The organism is Pseudomonas sp. R1-18 (genome assembly GCF_051132095.1).
GTDB lineage: Bacteria > Pseudomonadota > Gammaproteobacteria > Pseudomonadales > Pseudomonadaceae > Aquipseudomonas.
This window is the reverse complement of the sequence record NZ_CP071658.1, coordinates 3,135,167-3,160,055: the sequence shown is the minus strand read 5'-3', so window position 1 is coordinate 3,160,055 and position 24,889 is coordinate 3,135,167. Positions and strand designations below refer to the sequence as shown.

The window sequence follows — 24,889 nt, the reverse complement described above, 5'->3', positions numbered from 1 at the left end:
GTCAGAGCATCCGCTGGAGCGCATTGTCCTTGCGTATCCAGTGATGCCACAGCGCGGCCACCACATGCAGGCCGATCACGTAATAGAAGATCGTGGCCAGCAGTTTATGCAGATCCTCGAATGACTCCGCCACACGGTCCGAAGTCTGGAAGGGCGAAGGTATTTGCCATGATGTCAGCGGAATCGGCAACGCTCCTTTTTCGACCAGTACCGTGAGCAGCCCGAGCACGGGCTGAACGAAAAGGAATGCATAGAGCGCGTAATGGGACAGCGTTGCCACTTTCTGCAGAATGCCTTGCAGTGGCGGCGTGATGCCTGGGGGCGTATGTTTGCGGCGCTCGGACACCCGCATGAATGTCATCAGCAGTATGAGTATTCCCACCCAGAAGTGACTCTGCACGACCAGTATCCGGTAATCCGAGCCACGGCTGAATTGGGTGCGGCTGAGTATCAGGGCATAGGCGAGCACGATGAGCACCGCCATGATCCAGTGAAGCCTGCGTGCTTTAGGGCTATAGCGTTGAAGATGAGGCGAATCCACGGTCGATATCCTTGTCTCTGGTCTTGCCTGGCTCCAGACGACGTCGGGCCGGCGCTGCGCACCTAGTCTAGTGACGCAGCGCTTGCCTGTCAGGCGTCAAGCAGAGCGCATTGCGATATGTGACCGCTGACCCCGTATCAGCGCCATCCTCAAGGATGAGCCGCCTGCAGCTTCTTTGCCTCCTCAAGATGGGCTTCGAGCCTGGGGAGATGTTTCTTCGCGAACTCCTGCAGAGGAGGGACGTCCGGGTCTTCGGCCTGCTCCTTGAACAACTCGACTGTCTGCTCGTGGGCGCTGACCTGATTATTGGCGTAAGCCTTGTCGAATGAACTCTCGCGATACTCCAGAACCATTTTCTTGACCCGGTCCATCATGGCCGCTTCGTCCGAGGGCGGCAGTCTGAGCTGACTTGCCAGCTGCATGAGTTCGTCGTTGGTAGCCTGATGATCATCGATCATCATCTGGGCAAATTTCCTGATATCGGCGGACTGGCTTTTCTGCACCGCAAGCTTGCCGTTCTCGATCTCGGCCATGCCTTTTTCGGATGCGTTTTCAACGAAAGCTCGTGGCGAGACCGCATAGGCATTGGCGGCGGTGATGCCGATGACCAGTGCGAGGGCTGTAGAGCGCAACAGTGGAGTGAGCTGCTTCATGGTACTGCTCTCCGGAAGGGAACAACGGTTATCGGATGGTCTTTCGAACGTGATCTGCTGGCTGAGTCACTTGAGCGGGTAGTTGAACCTGCCGCCTGCCTGTTCGCAGTCGATTCGCGCCTGCGCCTGTTCCTGCAGCTCGTAATACCAGGTGATCAACTGCGCGCCGTCCGGCACTTGCACGGTGTTCTGGCCCGAGTCCTTGCTCGCCGAGCGCTCGTTGGCAAGCGTCTCCTGAGTCAAAGTGGCCGTGCATGATGCAACCGCGCCCGACGGGCAGGAGTCGACTTTGCGTTTCTCGGTGGGGGTGGCGCCCTTGTCCTCGTTACTGCACGACCAGTCAATGGCGCCTGGCGCGATGCCTTTGTATTCGTAACAGGTGTGGGGCTGGATCACTGGCAGTTGCTGGCTGGCAGGCCGGGTCGTCACGTCACAGGCTTCACCGTAGGCAAATGTGCAACTTAGGCAACTGGTCAAGGCAATGCAGGTTTTGAGGTTCATCGGGTTGGTCCCCGGTTGTTATAGAACCGCTGTTGGTAAGTCGGAATGGCGCGCCGGGTCGAAGTTCCGGCGCAGATGACGAACGGACCGAGATGTGCTGCCAGGTTCGGCGTGGCGCGGCACTGCCAGCGCCCGGGCGACGCGCTGTAATGGAACCTGTACGCGCCGCAGGCTTCATATGACGTGAACAGTGATGAAGGAGCGAGTCTTGACCAGTGCCAATACGCCTGTCGGCGAGATCAAGCCGGTATCGGCCGGTGTTTCGATGAATATCCTGACCATGAACATGCACATGGGCTTTGGCATCTTCAATCGCCGTTTCATCTTGCCCGAGCTGCGCGAAGCGGTGCGAAGCGTTTCGGCCGATGTGGTGTTCCTGCAGGAAGTACATGGCGAGCACCAGAGTCACGCGGCACGAGTCCAGGGTTGGCCGACCATTTCCCAGTACGAGTTTCTTGCCGACAGCATGTGGAGCGACTTCGCCTACGGCCGCAATGCGGTCTATCCGGAAGGCGATCACGGCAACGCCGTGCTGTCCAAGTACACGATCCTGCGTCACGAAAATCTTGATATTTCCATTCACGGTACGGAAGAGCGCGGCCTGCTGCATTGCGTGCTGGACGTCCCGGATTCTGGTGAGGTCCATGCGATATGTGTGCATCTGGGATTGATGGAAAATCACCGTCGCGAACAGCTCAAGTTACTGGCGGACCTGATGGCACGTCTGCCTGCCGACGCGCCGGTGATCGTTGCTGGTGATTTCAACGACTGGCGGCAGCGTGCTGACAAGTACCTGCAGGGCACTGGCCTGCACGAGGTCTTCGTCCAGCGCTTTGGCGCACCAGCCAAAAGCTTTCCGGCGCGCTGGCCTTTATTACGGCTCGACCGGATTTACGTACGCAACGCGACGACTCATCGGCCCAGAGTGCTGTGCAATCGTCCGTGGTCCCATCTTTCCGATCATGCACCGCTGGCGGTGGAGGTGACCTTATGACAAACAATGCCGACCGACAGGGACAGTGGGTCGACGGTAATTCCGTCGAGCTATTGATCAATGGCGAGGATTTCTACACCCGTGTCTTCGAATGCATTCGAGCGGCACGCAAGGAAGTGCTGGTCGAGACCTTCATCATTTTCGAGGACCGTATCGGCGAGGGCCTGCAGAAAGCGCTGATCCAGGCCGCCAACAATGGCGCGCGGGTGGTGGTGACCGTCGACGACTATGGCACCTCCGACCTGAGTTCGGCATTCGTGCGGGCCATGATCGATGCCGGCGTGCAGATCCAGTTGTTCGACCCGCGTCCTCGGCTGATGGGCATGCGTACCAACCTGTTCCGTCGCTTGCACCGCAAGGTGGTAGTGATCGATGGCGAGCTGGGATTCATTGGCGGGATCAACTACAGCGTTGATCACATGACCGACACCGGTCTGACCGCCAAGCAGGATTACGCGGTGTTGGTACGCGGTCCGATCATCGCCGACATTCACCGCAGCGCGCTACGCATGCTCAGTGCCGGCGTGCGCGCCAAGCTGGAGCCGATTCCACTCAAGCTCGACCGCGCGGGCAGTGCGCGCATGATGCTGGCCGAACGGGACAACGCCGAGCACACCACCGATATCGAGGAGTGCTATCTGGAAGCGATTCGCAAGGCGAATCACCGGATCACCATTGCCAATGCCTATTTCTTCCCCAGTTATCGTTTTCTGCGCGAATTGCGCAATGCGTCGCGTCGCGGGGTCAAGGTCACGCTGATTCTTCAGGGCCAACCGGACATGCCGTTCGTTCGGGTCTGTTCGCGGCTGACCTACACCTACCTGCTGCGCGACGGCGTGATCATCCATGAATACAAACAGCGGGCGTTGCATGGCAAGGTCGCGCTGATGGACAACGAATGGTCCACCGTCGGTTCCAGCAACCTGGACCCGCTCAGTCTGGCGCTCAATCTTGAAGCCAACCTGTTCATCCGCGACCCCGCGCTGAACCAGCACCTGCATGAGCATCTACGCGATCTGGCCGCAGCGCACAGCACTCAGATCAGCCTCAAGGGTGCGGCCCGAGGGCAATGGTGGCGCGCGCCCATGATCTTTCTGTGCTTCCACTTCCTGCGTCACTTCCCGGCCATCGCCGGGTTGTTCCCGGTGCATGGCATGCGGCTGAAGCCGATCCGCGCTGGCGATGTCGTACCCGAAGCCAGTGTCATCGAGGCGCAACAAGCCCGGCGCGAGCTGCCGGATCAGGAGAAACTGTCATGACCCAGGTCGCAGATGCATCCGCGCAACGCGGTCACGGTACCAAGTGGAAATGGGCCAAGCGCGTATTCAACGCGTTCTTCTTCATCGCCGTGCCAGTGCTGTTGTTCATGCTGGTCAAGAATCTTGACTGGCAGGAGGTCAAGCACGCGCTGCAATCCTACAAGCTCAGTACCCTGCTGATCGCGGGCGCTGTTGCCTGTGCCAGCTACCTGACTTATTGCGGATTCGACATCCTGGCGCGCTATTACACGCGCCACAAACTGTCGATCAAGCAGATCGTTCCTGTGACGTTCGTGTGTTACGCGTTCAACCTCAACTTGAGTTCCTGGGTCGGCGGCATCGCGTTGCGATACCGGCTCTACTCGCGCCTCGGGCTCGACGTATCGACCATTACCCGCATCCTCAGCCTGAGCCTGATCACCAACTGGCTGGGCTATATGCTGCTGGCGGGTTCGGTGTTTTCCATGCGTTTTGTCGAATTGCCGAAGGAGTGGTCGATTGGCACCACGACGCTGCAACTCATAGGCTTTGCGCTCTTGGCGGCATGTTTTGCCTACCTGCTGGCGTGTCGGTTTTCCAAGCGTCGGTCGTGGACCATTCGCGATCAGGAAATCGCTCTGCCATCGCTCAAACAAGCGCTGATACAGGCCTGCCTGGGCGCGCTGAACTGGTCACTGATGGCGCTGGTGATTTTTACGCTGCTACCCAAGGAAGCTTTCTACCCGGCCGTTCTTGGCGTGCTGCTGATCAGTAGCATCGCCGGGGTCGTGACTCACATTCCGGCAGGTCTGGGGGTTCTGGAGACAGTTTTCATCACCCTGATGGCTCATCAGTTTTCCAAGGGCAGCATGCTCGCTGCGCTGATCGGCTACCGGGCGATCTACTTCCTGCTGCCGCTGCTGATTGCCGTGGTGGTCTACCTGGTGCTGGAAAAACGCGCCAAGAAGATGGGGCAGAAAAACCAGCAGCGAGCAAACGAAGGAGCTGGCTCCCACCACCACGGAGCGTCCTGATCGGGCGCTCCGCGCGGGCGGGAAGCCAGATGCGTGACTAGCCTGTGTGGCCTTGATGAGCGAAGGTCTTCACCGCGTCTACCGCATCGCGGGTGCCTTCGCTGATCTGCACGATCACCGAGCCGGCCTGATCGGCCAGTTCTACGCCTCGGGTAGCTGTCGAGCGAGTGTTGTCCATGCTTTCGATGGCCTGACGCGTTTCGTTCTGGATCACGCCGATCATCTCCGAAATCTCCGCAGTGGAACGACTGGTGCGACCGGCCAGTTGGCGCACTTCATCCGCGACCACGGCGAAGCCGCGACCCTGATCACCGGCACGGGCGGCTTCGATGGCGGCGTTCAGTGCCAGCAGATTGGTCTGTTCGGCGATGCTGCGGATGGTGTTGACGATGGCGGTTATCTGCTCGGAGCGCTCGCCCAGCTGTGCGACGATCCGTGAAGAGTCTTCGATGTCCACCGAGATCTGGCGCATTTCCGACGCTGCCTGTTGAATCACCTCAGTGCCGCGCGCGGTGATGTTCTGGGTCTGTACCGAGATGTGATACGCCTGGGCCGCGCTGCTCGCATCCTGCTCGTGCTTGACGATTCTGGCGGTGATGTCCGAGGCAAACTTGATGATTTTCCACAGCGTGCCGTTGGCGTCATATACCGGGTTGTAGCTTGCTTCGAGCCAGATGACGCGGCCGTTTCGGTCAATGCGTTTGAACTGGCCGCTGAAGAACTCGCCCTTGTTGAGGCGACGCCAGAATTCGGCGTACTCCTGGCTGCCGGCCACGTCTGGCGGACAGAGCATGCGGTGATGTTTGCCGACCAGTTCCGCTTCCTTGTAACCCACCAGCCGCGTGAGGTTGTCATTGGCACACAGAACATTGCCGTTCAGATCGAATTCGATGACGCCCATTGCGCGGTCGATGGCCTGCAGCTTGTTCTGCGCCTCGTTGTCGGCCTCGACTCTGTCCGTCACGTCCAGCGCATACTTGATGATCTTCACGGGGCGACCCGAGTCATCCTTCACCGGGTTATAACTGGCTTCCAACCATACCGTCCGACCGTCCGCGGCAATTCTGCAAAAGGTCTCGGCGACGTATTCCCCAGCCTTGAGGCGCGACCAGAGCCGGTCATATTCGCTGCTGCGCACATAGTTCGCCGGGCAGAACATCTTGTGCTCCTTGCCGATGATGGCCTCCCGGCGGTAGCGCATGGTTTTCAGAAAATTGTCATTGGCGTCGAGGACAATGCCGTTCAAGTCGAATTCGATGACGGCCATCGAACGGTCAATGGCAGCCAGCAGCCGGGTCTGGTCTTCGATGACTTGCTGCAATCTGGAAATTTCTTTTTTACCGGAATTGAATAGCACGATGATGGCCTGGCTGAAGGGAATGCGAATAGAACGTCCGGATCCCTGGTCTTGAACTCCACTCGAGGTCGTGCCCGTCCTGAGCAATGATGGCACTATATGTACATTCGCATGTAATTTGTACAAGTTTTGTATAAAAAACTTGCGCGCGTGGGGCGGTAGCCTGTGCCGCATGTCGGGCACCGTGAATTCGAACGCCTGTCTTGAATGTTCCGACGTGCTGTACAGGTCAAGCCAACGTCGGCGTGTTGCAACCATCTATTCTGCAAAAGGAAAGGTTGGATCGGGCCATCACCGTGGCTCGGTTGGCCCGCACCCGACAGCCGGGTATGAAATCGTCGCGCGGCCGCAGTCAGAACCTACATCACTCACTGACAGGAAGGCGCAGCCATGCCCACGCCGGCTTTGCAGATCCGCAGCGGCAAGACGGTCACGGCTCGCACCGACAGTCGGCCGCCGCCCGATGGGCGAGGATTTGATCATGAACCTGCTCACCAGGAGCAACCCCAAGGGCCGCGATATCGTGGCTCTGCACGATGACCTGCTGACCTACGTCGGGTTTGCCGCGTACCGTCTGGAAACCGGCGAGCGGCTCGCGCTCAACGCCGATGACAAGGAGCTATGCGTAGTGCTGCTTACCGGGCACGCGCGCATCAATGGAGAAGCGCTCGGACAGGGCGCATTCAACTGGGAGAACGTCGGCGATCGCCATTCGGTGTTCGAGGACGCCGCGCCATTCGCGGTGTATCTGCCTCCCCACAGCCAGGCCAGCTTCACGGCGCTCGGGCCCGCGCACCTTGCCGTCTGTTCGGCTCCCGGTGACAGCAGCAAGCGGGTGCCGGCCCGGCTGATCACACCGGACAGCATGCGCCGCGGGGTGCGGGGCAAGGGGGCCAGTACGCGCTATGTGTGTGACATCCTGCCGGACACCGAGCCTGCCCATTCATTGCTGGTCGTGGAAGTCCGCACGCCGTCGGGACACTCGTCGGGGTTGCCGCCCAGCCTGCTCGATCCTGAAGACTTGCCCGGCGAGGCGGTTCTGGAAAAGACCTACTACCACATGGTCAATCCTCCCGCAGGCTTCGTGTTCCAGCGCGTGTACACTGAGGACCGCAGTGTGGATCAGGCCATGGCCGTGGAAAACCACGATCTGGTCGTCGTCCCCGGCGGTTATCATCCCATCTGTGTACCTTGCGGTTATGAGTCCTGGTATCTGAACGTGATGGCAGGGCCGACGCGCAACTGGCCGATCCCGAACGAGCGGCAGCCCGGCTGGCTGCTGGACCTTTGATCCACGAGTGATACGTCACATACACCAGGCTGGCTTGCCGCCGGAACCTGACAGGGAGCTTTCATGAGAATCGGACTGGTGGGATATGGCAAAGGCGGGCGGTATTTTCATGCGACCCTGATATCCGGCCTGCAAGGCGCGAGCTTCGTCGGTGTGGTCACACGCTCGCCCGAGCGCAGGCTGGAGGTCGCCAAGGACCATCCGGGCGTGGCCACCTTCGATAGCCTGGCGCAGCTTGTCGCCGCGGGCGTCGACGTGGTGGTCGTCTCCACGCCTCTGGCCTCTCGCAAAGCGTTGATTATGGAGGCCATCGACCTGGGCGTAGGCGTGGTCAGTGACAAGCCGTTCGCCCATGACGTCGACGAGGCCCGCGAGCTGGTGAACAGCGCCGAACGACAGGGTGTCATGCTCAGTGTCTATCAGAACCGCCGGTGGGATTCGGACTTTCTGACCGTGCGCAAGCTGATCGACAGCCAGGCACTGGGCACGATCAGCCGATTCGAGTCGAGTATCGAGCGCTTCTCGCCCGCATCAGTGGGCAAGGCGAGCGGCGGTGGCGTGCTGCGCGATCTGGGCAGCCATCTGGTAGACCAGGCGCTGGTGCTGTTCGGCCCGGTGAAGCGGGTCTACGCCGAGCTGCAATATCCCGCACCCGGCGAAGTACTGGATCACACGTTCTTCGTGGCGTTGACCCACGCTAATGGCGTCGTTTCGCATCTGTCCGGCAGTTGTCTGCAAAACACGCCCAGACCCCGGTTCAGGGTCAGTGGTTCATCGGGTTGTTACAGTGTCGAAGGGCTGGATGGCCAGGAAGCCGCCGCTTTCGCCGGGCGTACGCCGCGTAGCGAAGGCGAGCGCTGGGGCGTCGAGGACGATCAGCGCTGGGGCTGGTTCGAACAGGGCGGCCACCGGGAGCGGGTGCCGTCGGAGCGCGGTTGCTGGCAGATGTTCTACCGGCAGTTGCAGACTGCGGTGGACGGCCAGGGCCGCAACCCGGTCGATCCGTATGAAGCGCTGGCCACAACCGCTGTGCTGGATGCCGCGCGGACCAGTGCTGCGCTCGGCCAGGTCGTCACCCTGTAAACCCGCCAGCCGGGCAGCGAGGCCCGCGCCAGTTCAGGAACCGACCGGCGCGGGCCGGGTCAGAAGCTCTTCAAGCGGGTTGCTTATTCGTCTCCGAACGTCGCTTCGCAGGGGAGAGGCCGCAATTGTTGTGGAAAAACCTTCAATTAGGTTGCCGAGTGACCAAGCCGGCCTTAGACTGCCGCCCCTCGTAAATTGAGTGCCGGGTGGCGCTTGGAAATGATGGCGCTTTTACGGCAACGTTGAGCCGCTCCTCAATGCACGTTTTTTTATAGAGAAATCAATGACAAAGGAAAAGTTGCTGGCCATGCCGGCCGATGACTACATGAATGCTGAACAGCATGCTTTCTTCGTCGAGCTGTTACAGGCCATGAAGGTCGAGATCCACGAGCGTATCGAGCAGAGCCGCATTGCCATCGAGAGCCTGGATACGCCTGCTGACCCCGCCGATGCAGCTTCGGTGGAAGAAGAGCGTCACTGGTTGGTCAATGTGATCGACCGTGACCAGCGTATGTTGCCGCAGCTGGAAATGGCCTTGTCGCGGATTGCCGACGACACTTTCGGCTGGTGCGACGACAGTGGAGAGCCTATCGGCCTCAAGCGTCTGCTGATCAGCCCGACCACCAAATACTGCATCGAAGCGCAAGAGCGCCACGAGCAGATCGACAAGCACCAGCGTCAAGCCTGATTCTCGGCAGCACGCAGGGTGACCGGACCGGGAGGCAAGCAATTGCCTCCCGGTTTTGTTGTGCCCGGATTTTATCGAAGTGAACGCTGGTCGGTTCAACCAAAGCCTCATGGCATATTGCCTGTGGCTGGCGTTTAATGAGGCCAGACAACGATAAATACAGGGGAAGTTCAGCATGGCCGAAGACGGATCGATTGCCGCGGGACTGCCGGTTGCCCGGCAGGCAGCCACCACGCAGGCTGCCAGGCACTGGGTCGCGCCGGTGCTGCAAAGCCTGGGACTCTGCACAGTTCTCGCGGCCACCGCATGGGCGGATCTCCCGCTGTATGCCGCATTCCCGGCGGCCCTGATCATGATCTGGCTGCCCGGCCTGCGACGGGATAAACCTGGCGACGCTCCGGCCACGCAAGGTCAGGCCGACATCGAGCGCCTTACCCGCGATCTTTCCCACACCACTAGCCATAACGCGCTGTCGGCAGCCGGCGTCGCATTTTCGGTACGCCAGCTGGCCGCCAGGGTGCAGTCTCAGCTGGGCGCGGCCGAACGAATCGTCGCCAGCGCCGAAGTGATGATCGCCACCGAGCAACAAACCGCGCAGCTCAGCCGTCAGGCGCTTACCGCCGCCAGCGATGCCCGAAGCAACAGCGACGCCGGGCGCGCGGTGCTCAGCGAGTCCATCGAGCGCATGCACCTGTTGAGTCGGCGCGCCAGCGACAGCCGGGAAATGATCGAGGCGCTCAGTCAGCGCAGTGAAGAAATCCAGCGGGTGACCAGCGTCATCCAGTCGATTGCCAGCCAGACCAACCTGCTGGCGCTCAATGCCGCTATCGAAGCCGCCCGCGCCGGGGAATACGGCCGCGGGTTCGCCGTGGTGGCGGACGAGGTGCGCGGACTGGCCGGGCGCACCGCCAGTGCCACAGAGGAAGTCGGGCAAATGGTGGCCGACATTCAGCAGCGCACCGCCAGGGTCGTCGAGCAGATCCGGCAGCTGTCCGCCGACCTGGACAGCGGTGTCGGCCAGGTCGAGCATACCGGCCAGCAGCTCGATCACATCGCCCGGCTGGCGGTGGAGGTAGAAACCCAGGTCAGTGATATTGCGGCAGGTGCGCAGAACAATCAGGAGCAGCTGGCCAGTCTGTTTGGCGCAGTGGAGCAGATGCGCGGCGATCTGGTAGTCAGTGATGAGCAGACCCGCAATCTGGCGCTTACCGCAGTGCAGATGGAAGGGCAGGCCGAAACCATCAGCCAGCGTCTGGCCCAGGTCGGCCTGGATGGCTACCACCAGCGTATTTACGACCTGGCGCGTGACGGCGCGAACAAGATCGTGGCGAAATTCGAAGCCGATATCGAGCAGGGCAAGATCGGCCTGGATGATCTGTTCGACCGCAGTTACCAGGCCATCCCCAATACTTCGCCGCCACGCTTTCAGACCCGCTTTGATCGCTACACTGATCAGGTGTTGCCCGCCATTCAGGAGCCTTTGCTGGCGCTCCATGAAGGCCTGGTGTTCGCCATCGCCTGCACGCCCCAGGGTTACGTGCCCACCCACAACTCGGCGTTCAATCAGCCGCTGACCGGCGACCCGGCCGTGGACAACCTGCGCAACCGCAGCAAGCGCAAGTTCGATGATCGCACCGGCATCCGTTGCGGCAGCCACCAGCTACCGGTGCTGCTGCAGACCTACACCCGTGACACCGGCGAATTGATGCATGACCTGTCCGTGCCGATCATGATCAAGGGCCGCCACTGGGGCGGACTGCGTCTGGGCTACAGGCCGGAACAGCCCGGCACCTGATCCGCGCTGTAGCAACCCGTCAGAACGGACCGTGATGCAATGTCATGGTCCCCGCTTGAATAATCCATTCAACCTTTTCGGTTCCGGGCAAGGACGATAGTTGTTTGCCCAGGTATTGTCAGGGCCCGCTTCTCCGTTACTCAGAGATGTAGGATAAGTCTGAATATCGCGTTGTTACTTGACTGTTCTCTCCCGCTGCGCAAGCTGTTAATCAACTGTATCAAGAAATGATTCAGTAGCGATTTTGGTTAACTCTTCTACGGATGGAAGTGCGATGCAAGATACAGGGAATGTTCAGCAGGCAACAGTCAGCGCGGTCGCCAACCTGCGGGTGACCTTGAGGGCCGGGCTGTTCTTCGACGGGACGGCCAATAATAGGGTCAATAGTCGCATCGGCGCCGAGTGTCAGGCCATGATGGAGGCGAACGATAACAGGCATACACGAGAATGCGGCGGGCGGCATCTGGAACACGGCAGTAGTTACGGTATCGAACAGAGTAATATCGCCAGGCTGGTGGATCTTTATCGTCATCAATATGTGGCCCGGAATGACGGGCAGGGTCTCCGGGTTTATTGGCCGATATATATCAGCGGCGCTGGCACAACTTCCGGCGGTCGCGACTCGTTATGGCCGGGCCAGAGTTTCGGGCGCGGAGCCACAGGTGTCATCGCCAAGGTGGAGCGCGCTTTCACCAAGCTTGAATCGAGGCTGAAAACTTTTGCTCAGGACAACCCGGGCTGCGTCATCGACGCGCTGGAGCTCGACGTTTTCGGATTCAGCCGGGGTGCGGCGTCGGCAAGACATTTCGTCAATGAGATCCTGAAGCAGTCCAGAGGATCGCTCGAACCGATTCTACGCAGTCGTAAAGTGCCGCTCAGCCCCTGCTTTGGCTGGGAGCGCGGTAGCGTCAGGATCAGGTTCATCGGGCTGTTCGATACGGTCGCCGCGGTCGGCAGTCTCAAGGACCTGGGCAACATACGCGACTCGTCCAATAACCGGCTCAATCTCTATTTGCCGGCGCATTGCGCCGAGCACGTGGTGCATCTGGTAGCCCGCGATGAATCCAGGCGCAATTTTGCGCTCAACAGCGTGGCCCCGGACTGGCCAAGGGAGATCGTGCTGCCGGGCGCGCATTCGGACATCGGCGGTGGATATCCGGTGCAGATGCTGGAGAAAGTTCTGCTGACCCGGCCGCGGGTAAGCCTGGTTTTTCGCGACAGCCCGTGCGAAGCCAGTCAGGCCTGGCTGCGCTCACTGGCTGACCTGCAACACATGAGCGCCGAGCGCTGGATGCTCGACCCCGGTGACCCGCAGGCTTCGCTGCGAGTGGAATGCTGCGAGTCCATCGGCCGGGGTCATGCCTCGACGCTTGGGGCGAAGACGGTCGCTGCATCGGTCTGCCTGCGGCGCCAGGTATTCGGTCATCTGTCGCTGGTGAACCTGCGCATCATGCATGCGCTGGCCCGGGATCAAGGCGTGCCCTTGCTGCCGTTCCCGGAGCGGGCGTCCTTTGGCCTGCCGCCCGAACTGCACGGCATTGCGGAGAAGCTCATGCGCTACGCGCGTGGTGGACCGTATGACCTGACCGAGCAGGAAGAACGCATCCTGCGCTGGCGCTACATTCATCGTTCCGCTCACTGGGGTGGAACGCTGGGCAGCGTGAGCAGCCTGAGCGATGCTGTGTTCGTGCATGCGCCGCAGCCGGGTGGACGTGTCCTGCATCCCAACGTGGGACAGCCCGGCTACCCGCATTGAAGGGCGTTATCTATGCAGAAGGACGTTGAGCTCATCGACGTAGGGCGCCCAGTCGGCGTCGTCCAGCAGCTCTTCCTTGAGGAAGCGTGCCTGTTGAGGGGTCCAGAAGTCCGCGTCGCTCAGCTTTACGTCTTCAGGCAACGAATGGCTGGCGACGAATGCGTCGATGCTCGCCTCATCGGAGTCCAGCCCCAGTTGTTCGAAAAGGGCGCCGAGGCTACGTGCTTGCAGTTCCATATCATCTCCTTGGCGAATGCCGTCGGGTCATCGGGTGTACTGCATGGGAGTCTTGCGGGCCGGCAAGAGTTCGATGGTTATGGTTGTGTGCCCCACACAATCTTTTTTGTCGTGGTGGTAGATGTTAATGTGCGTGAGCTCTGGGCGAGACACTACAATCGTGTCCCGGAGCCAGTCGCTCGGCCTCCTCCTTAGATGCATGCCCCGCAGCGCGCCAGGCTTGGCGTACACCGGGCCTGCGCTGACCGCTGCGGATTTCGCCAGACGCGTCAATCGACCGATGCAGTGCCCGACCGTTTTTCAGCCGCATGCGCGGCAGCATTGGATGCAGCAATCTTCGTGACTGCCTGGCAGTGACCGGGCAGGTTTCAATTCATGTTTGGGAGTTTGTACCTTGGCTGTAAGTAACCTGGATACCCATGCGTTGTTCGTGCTCGGAGATCTCCGTGCACAACTGGTCAAACATTTCCAATCCCGTTTCGTCTACGTCATCGAGCAGTCGGCCGAAGGCATCTACATCGCCGAGATCGACACCGAGTCCGCGATGGTCGTGGACGACAAGCCGCGTCTGGAACTCAAGGTCGGCGACCATTTTCGTGCCGCGGTTCTGCCCAGTCGTGAAGGCGGCAAGTTCGAAATCAGGTTTCGTGACATCAAGTCGACCGTCTATGGGCTGGGCGATTACGCCTATGTCGCGACGCCCGAGGGGCAGGGCATCGTTTTCCGGGAAGGTCACGTGGTGTTCATGGTCTTCGCCGCGAACGAACAGCTCCAGTCCGGGATGAGCAAGGTCCTCAAGGCCGCCGTTGGCAAGGCCGCCAAGTGGCGCAAGGGCGAGCTGGCGTTCAAGGCAAGCGAATGATCTGAATGGCTCGCACGTGGCGAGCCGTTGGTTCAGATGCCGCCGGACTCCCCGTCACGGCGGGCGCTGCTGACTTCCGGCGGTACATCGTCTCCTGCCATGCGCTTGCGAAACAGCGCCGTGCGCGCCAGCAACAGCGTGGTGACCGGCACGGTAATCGCCAGCAGAATCGGAATCAGCCAGGCGTGAAGGACCGGACCGGATTTCAGCTCCGAGAAGTACACGATCGACGCCAGTGCCACGCACCAGGCGCCCAGCGTCGAGGCCAGCGCAGGCGGATGCATGCGCTGGAAGAAATCCTTCATGCGCAAAAGCCCCATTGCGCCGGTCAGCGTGAACAGGCTTCCAATGATCAGCAGCAGCCCGGTCAACGCTTCCACCCACACCGGCATGCCTTGCAACGAATTCATTCGATCACCTCGCCGCGCAAAAGGAATTTGGCCAGTGCGAAGGAACCCACGAAGCCGAACAGCGCGATGAGTAGCGCCGCCTCGAAATAGGTGTCGCTGGCATAACGGATGCCCAGCACCAGCATCATCAGCATGGCGGTGATGTACAGATAATCCAGCGCCAGTACCCGGTCCTGAGCGGAGGGGCCGATGAACAGGCGGGCCAGCGTCACGACCATCGCCAGAGCGAAAATCAGCAGGCTGATAAGGATCGCATTGTCGAGCAGGGCACTCATTGGAAAATCTCCATCAATGGGCGCTCATAGGTGGCCTTGAAGTGTTCGATGAATTGCGCCTCATCCGTCAGGTCGAAAACGTGCATCAACAATATGCTTCGGTCCAGCGCCAGCTCCGACCAGACAGTGCCCGGCACCACGGTGGTGATCATGGCCAGCGCCGCCAGGCCATTGGCGTCGCGCAAATCCAGCGGTATGCGCACGAAAGCCGAGCGGGGCGGGCGCCGCTTGGCAGCCCATACCGCGCGACCCACTTGCAGGTTCGACACCACCACGTCACGTCCAACCAGCAGAAACAGCCTGAGGATCGCGCGCGGATTCTTGAAGTTCGCTCGCTGCGGCCGCAACCGCTTCATCAGGAGCGGCGCGAGGAATCCGAAGAACGCACCCAGAAGCAGATTGCCCGGGCTCAGAGAAAGGTTCAGTACCAGCCACAACACCCAGAGCGCCAGGGAGAACCAGGGAGCCGGAAACAGATACTTCATGGCTGCGCCTCCGAAGTTCCGGCACGCGTCGAGCCGGGAAGCGGCCGGGTCGCCAGCACCGACTGCACATACTGCTTGGGCTCATGAAGCGCCGCGGCAGTGTCGCGGGTATAGCGCAGCAGCGGCTCGGCCATCACCGTAAGCGTGATGCACAGGCCAAGCAGGATCACGATCGGCACATATTCATAGCGGCGCAGCACCGGCGATGGACGTTCATGTGGCGTCCAGAAGCGCTGCACGCCCAGGCGCGCGAACGCGATGAGCGACGCCAGGCCGGACAGCATCAGCAGCGCAACGAGCAGCCCGGCCTGCAGCGAAATCGGTTCGTCCTGCGCGACATCCAGCCCCAGCGGATTGATCAGCGCACTCAGCAAAGCCAGTTTGCCGATGAAGCCGGACAGCGGCGGCATACCGATGATCAGCAGAGCGCAGGCCACCAGGCTCAGGCCCAGAAATGCCATGGTGATCGGGATCACTTGGCCGACGACGATTTTCTGCTGCTCATCAAGATTGACGCCCGTTGGCGGGTGCAGGGACTCCATGGTGCGCGGCAACTGGTCAGCGTCCTCCTCCAGCGGGATCTCGTTGGCGGAGCGGGAACGCTCGATCAGTTCGCCGAGCAGAAACAGCGCGCTCAGCGCCAGGGTGGAGCTGACCAGATAGAACAGCGCACCTGCCGTCAGGCTCGGTTGAGCGAAACCGATGGCGGACAGCAGAATGCCTGCCGACACCAGAATGCTCAGGCTCGCCAGGCGCTCAAGGCGCTGCGCCGCAATGATCGCCACGGCGGCCGTGACGATGGTTGCCATGCCGCCGTAGATCAGCCAGTCGCCGCCGAAAAATGCGGACGCGCCAGCGCTGCCGGAGAACAGCAGGGTCCACAGACGCAGCAGGGTGTAGATGCCCACCTTGGTCATGATCGCGAACATTGCCGCCACCGGCGCACTGGCCGCCGAATAAGCCGGTGCCAGCCAGAAATTCAGCGGCCACATGCCGGCCTTGGTGAGGAAGGCCGTGGCGAGGATCGCCGCACCGGCGTGCAGCAGCCCAAGGTCGGCTTCCGGTACCTGCGGGATCTTGATCGCCAGGTCAGCCAGATTCAGCGTGCCGGTCACACCATAGATCAGAGCCGCACCGATCAGAAACAGCGAGGACGCCAGCAGGTTGATGGAGATGTAATGCAGGCCCGCTGAAACCCGTGCCCGACCGGAGCCGTGCAGCATCAGGCCGTAGGAGGCGGCCAGCAGCACCTCGAAGAACACGAACAGGTTGAACAGATCGGCGGTGAGGAACGCACCGTAAAGCCCCATCAACTGAATCTGGAACAACGCGTGAAAACTGGCCCCGGCGCGGTCCCAGCGTGCCAGCGCGAAGGTCAGCGCGCAGACGCCGATGATGCCGGTCAGCACCAGCATCATGGCCGAGAGGTGATCGACCACCAGCACAATGCCGAAGGGTACATCCCAGTTACCGGGCAGATAGACGCCGATAGAGCCGGTCGTGCCGGACTTCTGCACCCACATGAACAAAACAACGGAAATACCCAGCCCGAGCAGGCTCGACAGCAGGTTGATACGCCCTTTGAGCGTGCGGTGCTTTTCGCCCAGCCAGAGCATCAACCCGGCGGTCAGTAGCGGCAGCAGGATAGGCGCGATGATCAGTTGATTCATCCAGCTCATGCCTTGGGCTCCCGACCGTCAACATGGTCGGTACCGGTCAGGCCGCGGGACGCCAGGAGCACCACCAGAAACAGTGCGGTCATGGCAAAGCTGATCACGATGGCCGTCAGGACCAGCGCTTGAGGCAGCGGGTCGGTGTAGTTGAGCAGGTCTTGCGGCACGCCGTCCTTGATGATTGGCTCCTTGCCGATGAACAGACTGCCCATGCTGAAAATGAACAGGTTGACCCCATACGACAGCAGGCAAAGCCCCATAACCACCTGGAAGGTACGCGGACGCAGGATCAACCACACGCCCGAGGCGGCGAGAACACCGATGGCTACGGCAATGACTTCTTCCATCAGACGGCTCCTTGTGATGCAGCGATTTCGGCGACCGGGTTGGGGACTGGCTTGGGCAGCCCCGTCGGACGATGGCTGCGCACCGATTGGTGCGCCAGGGCGGTAAGGATCAGCAGGGTGGAACCGACCACCACGCTATAAACGCCCACGTCGAAGAACAGCGCACTGGCAAAGTGGAAGTCGCCGAGCACCGGCAGGTGCAGGTGGGCGGTGTGGGTGGTCATGAACGGATAGCCCAGCGCCATCGAACCCAGCCCGGTAACCACTGCGGTCAAAAGCCCGGTGCCCATCCAGCGCAAGGGCCGCAGGTTCATCTGTGCTTCGACCCACTGGGTACCGGCGACCATGTACTGCAGGATAAACGCTACCGACATCACCAGCCCTGCGACAAAACCGCCGCCCGGCTGGTTATGGCCGCGCATGAACAGGTACATGGAAATGATGAACGCAACCGGCAGCAGCAGGCGCACCAGTGCCGCCGGCACCATCATGAAACCCAGAGCCGTGTCGCTGGCGCTGCGCGGGTTGATCAGGTCGGTGACCACGTCGCGGGCCAGGCGCCGTTGCTGGGCGGGCAGGGCGATGCTTTCCTTGGGCGGTCGGAAGCGCCGCAGCAGCGCGAAGACGGTCAACGCCACGGCCGCCAGCACGGTGATCTCTCCGAAGGTATCAAACCCGCGGAAATCGACCAGCATCACGTTCACCACGTTGGTCCCGCCGCCTTCCGGCAGCGCCCGACTCAGGTAGAAAGAAGAAATGGCGTTCGGCGTCTGACGGGTCAGCATGGCGTACGACAGCAGTGCCATGCCGACGCCCACCAGAGTCGCAAGAACCAGGTCGCGGACCCGGCGGCTGCGCGCCCTCAGGCGTGCGCTTACCGGTGCGACGTTCTCGTTGCGGCGTGGCAGCCAGCGCAGGCCCAGCAGAATCAGCACCGTGGTGACCACCTCGACGACCAATTGGGTCAGTGCCAGGTCAGGCGCGGAGAACCAGACAAACGTAATACACGTCATCAGGCCGCAGACGCTGACCATGATCAGCGCCGCAAGGCGGTGATACTTGCCCTGCCAGGCGGCACCGAGGGCGCAGGCTATCGCAATCAGCCACAGTGTTACGAATACGCCTGAACCCGGAATCTTGGGGCGGTCGCCCCAGGTCAGTCCACCGTAATACATCGGGATGAAGCCCGCCAGGGTCGCGGCGGCCACCAGCAGAAACAGCTGCGGTTGCAAGCGGTACGTGCTGACCAGACGCTCGAAGCCACGGGCGCGCTGCATCAGGACAACCAGGCTGCGTTCAAAGAAACGCTTGCCGTTGAGGCGACCGATCACCGGCGGCAACGCGAAGCGCTCGCGCTTGAACGGCTTGCGCAGCAGCAGATACAGCGTAATGCCGCCTGCCATCGCCACCAGACTCATGATCATCGGCGCATTCCAGCCGTGCCAGATCGCCAGACTGTATTCAGGAAGGGTGCCACCCACCACCGGTTGTGCAGCGGCGGCCAGCAGCGGTGCCACAGACTGGGCCGGAAAAATCCCGACCACCAGACAAGTCAGCACCAACAGCTCGACCGGTGCGCGCATCCAGCGCGGAGGCTCATGGGGCAGGTGCGGCAGATCCTTGGCCGCCGGGCCAAAAAATACATCCACCGTGAAGCGCAACGAGTAAGCCACGCTGAACGTACCGGCGATCGTCGCGATGACCGGAAGCGCCATCTCCACCCAGGCGGTGGACGAGATGAACACGGTTTCGGCGAAGAACATTTCCTTGGACAGGAAACCGTTGAGCAGCGGAACTCCTGCCATCGAGGCGCTGGCCACCATCGCCAGGGTCGCCGTGTACGGCATGAGCCTGACCAGCCCGCTCAGCCGCCGAATGTCGCGGGTGCCGCTCTCGTGGTCGATGATGCCCGCCGCCATGAACAGCGAGGCCTTGAACGTTGCGTGGTTGAGGATGTGGAACACCGCAGCGACCGCTGCCAGCGGGCTGTTCAGGCCCAGCAGCAGGGTAATCAGGCCCAGGTGGCTGATGGTCGAATATGCCAGTAGCCCCTTCAGGTCGTACTGGAAGATCGCGGCGTAGGCGCCGAGGATCAGCGTACAGGCCCCGGCACCGCTGACGATCCAGAACCACTGCTCGGTGCCCGACAATGCCGGCCACAGTCGCGCCAGCAGAAACACCCCGGCCTTGACCATGGTGGCCGAGTGCAGATACGCCGATACAGGCGTAGGCGCCGCCATAGCATGGGGCAGCCAGAAATGGAAGGGGAATTGCGCGCTCTTGCTCAAGGCGCCGATCAGGATCAGGCTCAGCAGCACGGGGTACAGGGCATGTTCACGAATGGCATCGCCAGACGCGAGAACCCGGTCCAGGTCATAACTGCCGACCACGTGCCCCAGCAGAAGCATGCCGGCCAGTAACGCCAAGCCCCCGGCCCCGGTGACCATCAGTGCCATATAGGCCCCGCGCCTGGCATCGGCGCGATGGTGCCAGTAACCAATCAACAGGAAGGAAAAAACGCTGGTGAGTTCCCAGAAGAACACGATCTGAATCAGGTTGCCGGACATCACCAGCCCGAGCATGGCGCCCATGAACGCCAGAAAAAACGAGAAGAAGCGCGGCACCGGGTCGTCCGGCGACATGTAGTAACGCGCATACAGCGAGACCAGCGCGCCGATGCACAGCACCAGCATGGAGAACAGCCAGGCGAAGCCGTCCATGCGCAGCACGAAGTTGATTCCCAGGCTCGGAAGCCAGACCAGTTCTTCCCGAATGACGCCGCCATCGGCGATCTGCGGAAACCAGAGCGCGCACTGCAATGCGCCGGTGACCGCGATCAGACCGGCGAGAATGGATTCGGCGTTACGCGCGTTGTGCGGCAGGAAGGCCGCCAGACAGCTGCCGATGAATGGCAGGAGCAGTAGAACTATCAAGGACATAGGCTTCTATTCTACCGGAAAAAAATAAGCATCATACGTGCCAGTCGGCACATCACCAAACCTGAGATCGTCGAATTTCCTACAAGAAATGTCTGATGCAGGTAAGTTTTATGCGCAGCTTTATTCTTTGTCCTACAGCCAAGCAGGTCTGTTCCTACGTTCTAACTGTTATATCCGATGTGACAGCTCAGCTTTACCGCCATCAATCCGCTTTTTCCGGCGAATGCTCCGTGGAGTCAACGGCAAGCGGTGCGGTTCGCTTCTTCAGTTCGCTGACGATCACACCGGCCACAATCAATGCCGCACCCAGGAGCGCGATTCCCGGCAGACGTTCACCCGCCAGACGCCCGACAATTCCTGCCCACACCGGCTCGCCAGCATAGATCACGGTGGCACGGGTAGGCGAAACACTGCGCTGCGCCCAGTTCATGGCAACCTGAATCACCGCGCTCATGCTTCCCAGCCCCACAGCACTGATCACCAGCAACCAGGAGAAATCCGGCAGCGCCTCGCCGGTCGGCACCGTCATCAGGAACGCCAGTGCCGAAGCCGTTGCCAGCTGCACCACGGTGACCCGGCGCACGTCGACCTTTCCGGCAAAAGCACTGATCAGAATGATCTCGGCGGCAATCGCCACCGCGCTGACCAGTGTCGCCAGCTCGCCGGGGCTGAACTGCAGGCTCGCGCCCTGCGGCCCCGAAACCAGCAACAGACCGGCGAAAGCGAGGGCGATGCCCAGGCTCGGCATCAGACCCGGACGACGGCCCAATACCAGCCACTGCAGCAGCGGCACGAACGGCACGTAGAGCGCGGTGATGAAAGCCGACTGGCTGCTGGGTATGGTTTGCAGGCCGATGGTCTGCAGGCCGTAGCCGAGCATGATTGCAGTTCCGATGGCCACGCCGGCGCGGAATTCGAGTAACGTCAGGCCGCGCAGCACGTTCAGCGAAAATAACGCTACGATAGCCGCCGCCGCGGCGAACCGCAGTCCGACGAAGAACATCGGCCCGCTGGCTGCCAGGGCGTACTGCACCAGCAGAAAAGTGCCGCCCCACACCATTGTGATCAGAATCAGTACAAGTTCTGCTTTACTGACGCGCGGCGTCCAGCGAAAGGTCTTCATGAATGAGTGGGCCTTGGAGAAGTTTTGATGGGACGACACACATTGCGGCGCAAAAGTGGGCAGTATAGTGCGCAGCCGCTTCGGATGAAATCAAATGGATAAAGAAAACGTTCACCGGGCTCCGGTGTTGCAGCACGTCAGTCAGAACGTGCGCCGTCTGCGGCATGCCGCCGATCTCAGCCAGAGTGCGCTGGCGGAACGATCCGGTGTCAGCCGCCGGATGCTGGTAGCGATCGAGGCTGGAGAAAAAAACGTCAGCCTGGCAACCCTCGACCGGGTCGCCGAGGCGCTGGATGTAGCATTCAGCGACCTGATTCAGGCCCCGGAGCTGCGCGACCACAGCCGCATCAACGAGCTGGCCTGGGCCGGGGCGGGCGAAGGCAGCAAAGCGGTATTGCTGGCCAAGGCCAACGCCCGGCGCGAAGTCGAGCTCTGGGAATTCTGCCTGGCGCCCGGCGACGTCTACGCTTCCGAAGCCGACCCGGATGGCTGGAGCGAGCAGGTCTACGTCGTCGAAGGCCGGCTGACCATCGGTTTCGCTGAAGGCGCGACGCAGCAGGAGATCGGTCCGGGCGAGTTTTTCATGTTCCCCAGCAATCAGCCCCACAGTTATCGCAACCTTGGCGAACTGCCGCTGCGTTTCGTGCGCACGGTAGTGCTCTGAGAACCTTCCATTGCGCCAGACAGCCGAGACCCAATCCATCATGATCGATGACGACAACCCAGCCGATATCCTGATTGTCGGCGGCGGCCTGAGCGGCACTCTGCTAGCTGCCCAGCTGCTGCGCCAGCCGGGCAAGCGACGCATTCTGATCATCGAGCGTCGGGCCGAACTGGGCAGGGGCGAGGCCTACAGCGCCACCGAACCCGGGCATACGTTGAACGGTAACGCCGCGCGCATGAGCGTTGATCCCGATGACGCCGACGACCTGACCCGCTGGCTGTCGGGGTTTCTGGCCGACGGCGGCTGGCCGCAAGCCCATGAGCAGCGGTTGCCGGTGTCCGAACTGTTTCCGCCCCGTGGTGTGTTCGGGCTGTATGTCCAGCAACGTCTCAGGGAAGCCGAGGCGATTGGCGCTGTACACGGGGCATGCGTCGAGCATGTCTGCAGCGAGGCGACCGACCTTCAAATTAACGGCCGACTCGCGCGGGTAACCCTGGCCGATGGCAGACAGTTGAATGGACGGTTCGCAGTGCTGGCGACCGGTATGTACGCTGCCTCACGCACGCCACAGCGACAGTCCAGCGGGCTCAATGCCTCGGCCCTTGACCCGTGGGACGTCGCAGCAATGCGCCGCCTCGATCCGCACGCCAAGGTGCTGATCGTGGGGTCCGGGCTGACGATGGTCGATGCGGTGGTGTCTTTGCAGCAGTCCGGTCATCGCGGACCTATCGAAGTGTATTCACGCCACGGCCTGCTGCCGCATGTGCGCCGTCAGCCACCTGAGTGGCCGGACTTCCTCGGCCAGAACCACGACATCCGCAGCCCCCGACAATTGCTGCGCAAGGTGCGCGAACAATGCGAGCTGGCCATCGAGAGCGGCATCGACTGGCAGGCTCCGCTCGACACAGTGCGGATCAACATTGGCAGGCTCTGGCACCAGGCCAGCGACCGCCAGCGTCGCCAGTTCGTTCGTCACGTGCGGCCCTGGTGGGAAAGCCATCATCATCGTTCGCCACCGCCCAGCGCCGCCTTGCTGGCGCAATGCGTGAAGGAAGGGCGGCTGACGATTCACGCGGCGTCGCTGCAAGGCGTCGAGCCGGCGGGCGCAGGCCGTTTGCAGATATTCATTCGACGTCGTGGCGAAGCGGGTTTGTCATCGGTGACCGGCGACGCGTTGATCAACTCCACAGGCATCGAGTACGACTGGCGTCGCGTTGACCGGCCATTGCCACGGCAACTGCTGGCGCGTGGCTTGATCCAGCCTGGCCCGCTGGCGTTGGGAATTGCCGCGGATACCGGAGGCGCAGTGCTCGACGCCCAGGGCCAGCCCAGCGCCCGACTCTTCAGCCTCGGCCCACCGCTGCGCGGACTATGGTGGGAGAGCACCGCAGTGACAGACGTCGCCAGCCAGGCCAAGGCTCTGGCCCAACGGCTGGCGGCGTTGCAATCGGATCAGGCCTGATAACCGTAGGGCCAGGCAGCTAGCGGGAGACCGGTGGGACCATGGTCTGGCCGTTTGTCAGCAGTGGGTTAAAGAGAGTTCTCTCCCATGAGCCCGCGAAAAGACGTTACCTGCTCTGCGGCGGCAGGTCGTTGGCGATCATTTCGCCGAACGGGCCGGTCAGGTTGGTGATGCCGCGTCCCGCCAGGCTGGCGTAAGGTTCCGGCAGCAGCGGGAAGACCAGCTCGGCAAACCGATAGGCTTCTTCCAGATGCGGATAGCCCGAGAAGATGAAGCTCTCGATACCCAGATCGGCGTACTCCTGGATACGCGCCGCCACTTCCTGCGGATTGCCCACCAGAGCCGTGCCCGCACCACCGCGCACCAGACCGACGCCCGCCCAGAGGTTCGGCGCGATTTCGAGATTATCGCGACGTCCATCGTGCAGCGCGGCCATGCGCCGTTGGCCTTCGGAGTCGAAACGGGCAAAGGACTTCTGGGCCGCGGCAATCGTTTCGTCGCTGATGTGCTCGATCAAGGTGTTGGCGGCTTTCCACGCCTCTTCACTGGTTTCGCGCACGATCACATGCAGGCGAATGCCGAACTTCACGGTACGGCCTTTGCGGGTGGCCCGTTCACGAATATCGGCCAGCTTCTCGGCAACCGCCGCTGGCGGCTCGCCCCAGGTCAGGTAAACGTCCACCTGATCGGCGGCCAGCTCATGGGCGGCATTTGAAGAGCCTCCAAAATACAGGGGCGGATAAGGCTTCTGGATTGGCGGGTACAGGGCCTTGGCGTTCTGCACGCGCAAGTGCTTGCCTTCGAAGTCAACGGATTCGCCCTGCAGCACCCGACGCCAGATCCTGAGGAATTCGTCGGTGACTTCGTAACGCTCGCTATGGTCGAGGAAGCTTCCGTCGCCTCGGTTTTCATCCGGATCACCGCCGGTCACGACATTGATCAACAGACGTCCGCCGGACAGGCGATCCAGTGTCGCGGCCATGCGTGCCGATACCGTGGGAGAAATGATCCCTGGCCGTATCGCCACCAGATACTTGAGGCGCTCGGTCAGCGGGACTAGCGCCGAGGCAATCACCCAGGAGTCCTCGCAGGAACGACCGGTCGGAATCAGCACCCCGTAATAACCCAGATCGTCGGCCGCCTGAGCGACCTGCTTCAGGTAATTGAGGGTTACGGGGCGGGCGCCCTTGGTGGTGCCCAGAAAGTGGCCATCGCCGTGGGTCGGTAGAAACCAGAAAACGTTCATGACAGGTCCTTGGAAGTGAACAGCCGCTCGCCGGCAGCCTTGAGGTACCGACCTTTATAAAGACTCAGGGTTATTCCGTAAAAGAACCTAAATCCATATTTTTAGACCTCAAATGAATATGGCCCCAGATGCATTTTGCGCAGCGTTGTCCGGTTTCCGGCTGCGCTAACAGCCGGCTGGTCGCGCTGCTCGAAACTTTGCCAGAACGGGCCGGTCACTTTCATAGGACTTATGG

Annotated in this window: 23 protein-coding genes and 2 pseudogenes; 11 read left to right on the top strand and 14 right to left on the bottom strand. The window is 61.3% G+C overall.

Going from position 1 to position 24,889, the window contains the following annotated elements; translation table 11 throughout:
* Position 1: 1 nt before the first annotated feature.
* The 3 genes from J3P77_RS14525 to J3P77_RS14515 form a co-directional block, all read right to left on the bottom strand.
* Positions 2–541 carry a cytochrome b gene (locus J3P77_RS14525; RefSeq protein ID WP_434677304.1) on the bottom strand — a complete coding sequence of 180 codons (540 nt, stop codon included), beginning with the start codon at positions 539–541 and terminating at the stop codon, positions 2–4.
* Positions 542–690: 149 nt separating this feature from the next.
* Positions 691–1,194: a DUF4142 domain-containing protein gene (locus J3P77_RS14520; protein ID WP_434677303.1), complete on the bottom strand. Its 504-nt coding sequence runs from the start codon at positions 1,192–1,194 to the stop codon at positions 691–693.
* A 66-nt stretch (positions 1,195–1,260) separates the two neighbouring features.
* Entirely contained in the window at positions 1,261–1,695 is a 435-nt protein-coding gene (locus J3P77_RS14515; RefSeq protein WP_434677302.1) for a hypothetical protein, read from the bottom strand.
* A 208-nt stretch (positions 1,696–1,903) separates the two neighbouring features.
* Between J3P77_RS14515 and J3P77_RS14510 the strand changes: the two genes are divergently transcribed.
* The 3 genes from J3P77_RS14510 to J3P77_RS14500 are packed head-to-tail and all read left to right on the top strand — an operon-like array spanning position 1,904 to position 4,961.
* Complete coding sequence (locus J3P77_RS14510; protein WP_434677301.1) at positions 1,904–2,689, top strand: endonuclease/exonuclease/phosphatase family protein; 786 nt, start codon at positions 1,904–1,906, stop codon at positions 2,687–2,689.
* A complete protein-coding gene (clsB, locus tag J3P77_RS14505) occupies positions 2,686–3,948 on the top strand; it encodes a cardiolipin synthase ClsB (RefSeq protein ID WP_434677300.1) in 1,263 nt (420 codons plus the stop codon). The genes J3P77_RS14510 and clsB overlap by 4 nt, the downstream gene beginning before the upstream one ends.
* Positions 3,945–4,961 (top strand): lysylphosphatidylglycerol synthase domain-containing protein, encoded by a 1,017-nt coding sequence (locus J3P77_RS14500; RefSeq protein WP_434677299.1) that lies wholly within the window; start codon positions 3,945–3,947, stop codon positions 4,959–4,961. Before clsB ends, J3P77_RS14500 begins: the two co-directional genes overlap by 4 nt.
* A gap of 37 nt (positions 4,962–4,998) precedes the next feature.
* On the opposite strand, the pseudogene J3P77_RS14495 reads toward J3P77_RS14500, so the two are convergent.
* Both J3P77_RS14495 and J3P77_RS14490 read right to left on the bottom strand, forming a co-directional pair.
* A pseudogene (locus tag J3P77_RS14495) lies at positions 4,999–5,436 on the bottom strand (methyl-accepting chemotaxis protein); the annotation flags it as partial.
* 168 nt (positions 5,437–5,604) lie between these two features.
* A pseudogene (locus J3P77_RS14490) lies at positions 5,605–6,228 on the bottom strand (PAS domain-containing protein); the annotation flags it as partial.
* 571 nt (positions 6,229–6,799) lie between these two features.
* Between J3P77_RS14490 and iolB the strand changes: the two are divergent.
* From iolB to J3P77_RS14465, 5 genes are all read left to right on the top strand, one after another.
* Positions 6,800–7,609, top strand: a complete 810-nt coding sequence (gene iolB, locus J3P77_RS14485; protein WP_434677298.1) for a 5-deoxy-glucuronate isomerase — start codon at positions 6,800–6,802, stop codon at positions 7,607–7,609.
* Positions 7,610–7,672: 63 nt separating this feature from the next.
* Positions 7,673–8,692 (top strand): Gfo/Idh/MocA family protein, encoded by a 1,020-nt coding sequence (locus J3P77_RS14480; RefSeq protein WP_434677297.1) that lies wholly within the window; start codon positions 7,673–7,675, stop codon positions 8,690–8,692.
* Between the two features lie 283 nt (positions 8,693–8,975).
* Positions 8,976–9,380 carry a TraR/DksA family transcriptional regulator gene (locus J3P77_RS14475; protein ID WP_025259414.1) on the top strand — a complete coding sequence of 135 codons (405 nt, stop codon included), beginning with the start codon at positions 8,976–8,978 and terminating at the stop codon, positions 9,378–9,380.
* 175 nt (positions 9,381–9,555) lie between these two features.
* On the top strand, positions 9,556–11,175 hold the full coding sequence (locus tag J3P77_RS14470; protein WP_434677296.1) for a methyl-accepting chemotaxis protein: 1,620 nt from the start codon (positions 9,556–9,558) through the stop codon (positions 11,173–11,175).
* Positions 11,176–11,449: 274 nt separating this feature from the next.
* On the top strand, positions 11,450–12,931 hold the full coding sequence (locus J3P77_RS14465) for a phospholipase effector Tle1 domain-containing protein (protein WP_434677295.1): 1,482 nt from the start codon (positions 11,450–11,452) through the stop codon (positions 12,929–12,931).
* A 6-nt stretch (positions 12,932–12,937) separates the two neighbouring features.
* On the opposite strand, the gene J3P77_RS14460 is transcribed toward J3P77_RS14465, so the two are convergent.
* Positions 12,938–13,168 (bottom strand): DUF2789 domain-containing protein, encoded by a 231-nt coding sequence (locus J3P77_RS14460; protein ID WP_434677294.1) that lies wholly within the window; start codon positions 13,166–13,168, stop codon positions 12,938–12,940.
* 394 nt (positions 13,169–13,562) lie between these two features.
* Here J3P77_RS14460 and J3P77_RS14455 point away from each other — a divergent pair, with 394 nt between their 5' ends.
* Positions 13,563–14,030, top strand: a complete 468-nt coding sequence (locus J3P77_RS14455; RefSeq protein WP_434677293.1) for a hypothetical protein — start codon at positions 13,563–13,565, stop codon at positions 14,028–14,030.
* 32 nt (positions 14,031–14,062) lie between these two features.
* On the opposite strand, the gene J3P77_RS14450 is transcribed toward J3P77_RS14455, so the two are convergent.
* The 7 genes from J3P77_RS14450 to J3P77_RS14420 all read right to left on the bottom strand — a co-directional run bounded on the left by J3P77_RS14450 (position 14,063) and on the right by J3P77_RS14420 (position 21,282).
* Positions 14,063–14,440: a Na+/H+ antiporter subunit G gene (locus J3P77_RS14450; protein WP_434677292.1), complete on the bottom strand. Its 378-nt coding sequence runs from the start codon at positions 14,438–14,440 to the stop codon at positions 14,063–14,065.
* Complete coding sequence (locus J3P77_RS14445; protein WP_434677291.1) at positions 14,437–14,715, bottom strand: K+/H+ antiporter subunit F; 279 nt, start codon at positions 14,713–14,715, stop codon at positions 14,437–14,439. The genes J3P77_RS14450 and J3P77_RS14445 overlap by 4 nt, the downstream gene beginning before the upstream one ends.
* Complete coding sequence (locus J3P77_RS14440; protein ID WP_434677290.1) at positions 14,712–15,200, bottom strand: Na+/H+ antiporter subunit E; 489 nt, start codon at positions 15,198–15,200, stop codon at positions 14,712–14,714. The genes J3P77_RS14445 and J3P77_RS14440 overlap by 4 nt, the downstream gene beginning before the upstream one ends.
* Positions 15,197–16,879 carry a monovalent cation/H+ antiporter subunit D gene (locus J3P77_RS14435; protein ID WP_434677289.1) on the bottom strand — a complete coding sequence of 561 codons (1,683 nt, stop codon included), beginning with the start codon at positions 16,877–16,879 and terminating at the stop codon, positions 15,197–15,199. The genes J3P77_RS14440 and J3P77_RS14435 overlap by 4 nt, the downstream gene beginning before the upstream one ends.
* A complete protein-coding gene (locus J3P77_RS14430) occupies positions 16,876–17,220 on the bottom strand; it encodes a Na+/H+ antiporter subunit C (RefSeq protein WP_434677288.1) in 345 nt (114 codons plus the stop codon). Before J3P77_RS14430 ends, J3P77_RS14435 begins: the two co-directional genes overlap by 4 nt.
* The gene (locus tag J3P77_RS14425) at positions 17,220–20,159 is read right to left on the bottom strand and encodes a monovalent cation/H+ antiporter subunit A (RefSeq protein ID WP_434677287.1); all 2,940 of its coding nucleotides are present in this window, start codon (positions 20,157–20,159) and stop codon (positions 17,220–17,222) included. Before J3P77_RS14425 ends, J3P77_RS14430 begins: the two co-directional genes overlap by 1 nt.
* Before the next feature lie 202 nt (positions 20,160–20,361).
* A complete protein-coding gene (locus J3P77_RS14420; protein ID WP_434677286.1) occupies positions 20,362–21,282 on the bottom strand; it encodes a DMT family transporter in 921 nt (306 codons plus the stop codon).
* A gap of 94 nt (positions 21,283–21,376) precedes the next feature.
* Here J3P77_RS14420 and J3P77_RS14415 point away from each other — a divergent pair, with 94 nt between their 5' ends.
* Together J3P77_RS14415 and J3P77_RS14410 are read left to right on the top strand one after the other, a co-directional pair.
* Positions 21,377–21,946, top strand: coding sequence for a helix-turn-helix domain-containing protein (locus J3P77_RS14415; protein WP_434677285.1), 570 nt, complete (start codon positions 21,377–21,379; stop codon positions 21,944–21,946).
* Positions 21,947–21,986: 40 nt separating this feature from the next.
* Entirely contained in the window at positions 21,987–23,408 is a 1,422-nt protein-coding gene (locus J3P77_RS14410) for an FAD/NAD(P)-binding protein (protein WP_434677284.1), read from the top strand.
* Positions 23,409–23,514: 106 nt separating this feature from the next.
* Here the strand turns inward: J3P77_RS14410 and ssuD are convergent, their stop codons facing one another.
* Positions 23,515–24,654 (bottom strand): FMNH2-dependent alkanesulfonate monooxygenase, encoded by a 1,140-nt coding sequence (ssuD, locus tag J3P77_RS14405; RefSeq protein WP_434677283.1) that lies wholly within the window; start codon positions 24,652–24,654, stop codon positions 23,515–23,517.
* Positions 24,655–24,889 lie beyond the last annotated feature (235 nt).

Excerpts from the sequence above, each read along its gene's own strand:
- J3P77_RS14425 (WP_434677287.1), bottom strand. The coding sequence starts at position 20,159 with ATGTCCTTGATAGTTCTACTGCTCCTGCCATTCATCGGCAGCTGTCTG.
- ssuD (WP_434677283.1), bottom strand. The coding sequence starts at position 24,654 with ATGAACGTTTTCTGGTTTCTACCGACCCACGGCGATGGCCACTTTCTG.
- J3P77_RS14410 (WP_434677284.1), top strand. The coding sequence starts at position 21,987 with ATGATCGATGACGACAACCCAGCCGATATCCTGATTGTCGGCGGCGGC.
- J3P77_RS14435 (WP_434677289.1), bottom strand. The coding sequence starts at position 16,879 with ATGAGCTGGATGAATCAACTGATCATCGCGCCTATCCTGCTGCCGCTA.
- J3P77_RS14450 (WP_434677292.1), bottom strand. The coding sequence starts at position 14,440 with ATGAATTCGTTGCAAGGCATGCCGGTGTGGGTGGAAGCGTTGACCGGG.
- J3P77_RS14480 (WP_434677297.1), top strand. The coding sequence starts at position 7,673 with ATGAGAATCGGACTGGTGGGATATGGCAAAGGCGGGCGGTATTTTCAT.
- J3P77_RS14445 (WP_434677291.1), bottom strand. The coding sequence starts at position 14,715 with ATGAGTGCCCTGCTCGACAATGCGATCCTTATCAGCCTGCTGATTTTC.
- J3P77_RS14415 (WP_434677285.1), top strand. The coding sequence starts at position 21,377 with ATGGATAAAGAAAACGTTCACCGGGCTCCGGTGTTGCAGCACGTCAGT.
- J3P77_RS14430 (WP_434677288.1), bottom strand. The coding sequence starts at position 17,220 with ATGGAAGAAGTCATTGCCGTAGCCATCGGTGTTCTCGCCGCCTCGGGC.
- J3P77_RS14470 (WP_434677296.1), top strand. The coding sequence starts at position 9,556 with ATGGCCGAAGACGGATCGATTGCCGCGGGACTGCCGGTTGCCCGGCAG.
- J3P77_RS14500 (WP_434677299.1), top strand. The coding sequence starts at position 3,945 with ATGACCCAGGTCGCAGATGCATCCGCGCAACGCGGTCACGGTACCAAG.
- clsB (WP_434677300.1), top strand. The coding sequence starts at position 2,686 with ATGACAAACAATGCCGACCGACAGGGACAGTGGGTCGACGGTAATTCC.
- J3P77_RS14440 (WP_434677290.1), bottom strand. The coding sequence starts at position 15,200 with ATGAAGTATCTGTTTCCGGCTCCCTGGTTCTCCCTGGCGCTCTGGGTG.
- J3P77_RS14420 (WP_434677286.1), bottom strand. The coding sequence starts at position 21,282 with ATGAAGACCTTTCGCTGGACGCCGCGCGTCAGTAAAGCAGAACTTGTA.
- J3P77_RS14460 (WP_434677294.1), bottom strand. The coding sequence starts at position 13,168 with ATGGAACTGCAAGCACGTAGCCTCGGCGCCCTTTTCGAACAACTGGGG.
- J3P77_RS14465 (WP_434677295.1), top strand. The coding sequence starts at position 11,450 with ATGCAAGATACAGGGAATGTTCAGCAGGCAACAGTCAGCGCGGTCGCC.
- iolB (WP_434677298.1), top strand. The coding sequence starts at position 6,800 with ATGAACCTGCTCACCAGGAGCAACCCCAAGGGCCGCGATATCGTGGCT.
- J3P77_RS14475 (WP_025259414.1), top strand. The coding sequence starts at position 8,976 with ATGACAAAGGAAAAGTTGCTGGCCATGCCGGCCGATGACTACATGAAT.
- J3P77_RS14515 (WP_434677302.1), bottom strand. The coding sequence starts at position 1,695 with ATGAACCTCAAAACCTGCATTGCCTTGACCAGTTGCCTAAGTTGCACA.
- J3P77_RS14520 (WP_434677303.1), bottom strand. The coding sequence starts at position 1,194 with ATGAAGCAGCTCACTCCACTGTTGCGCTCTACAGCCCTCGCACTGGTC.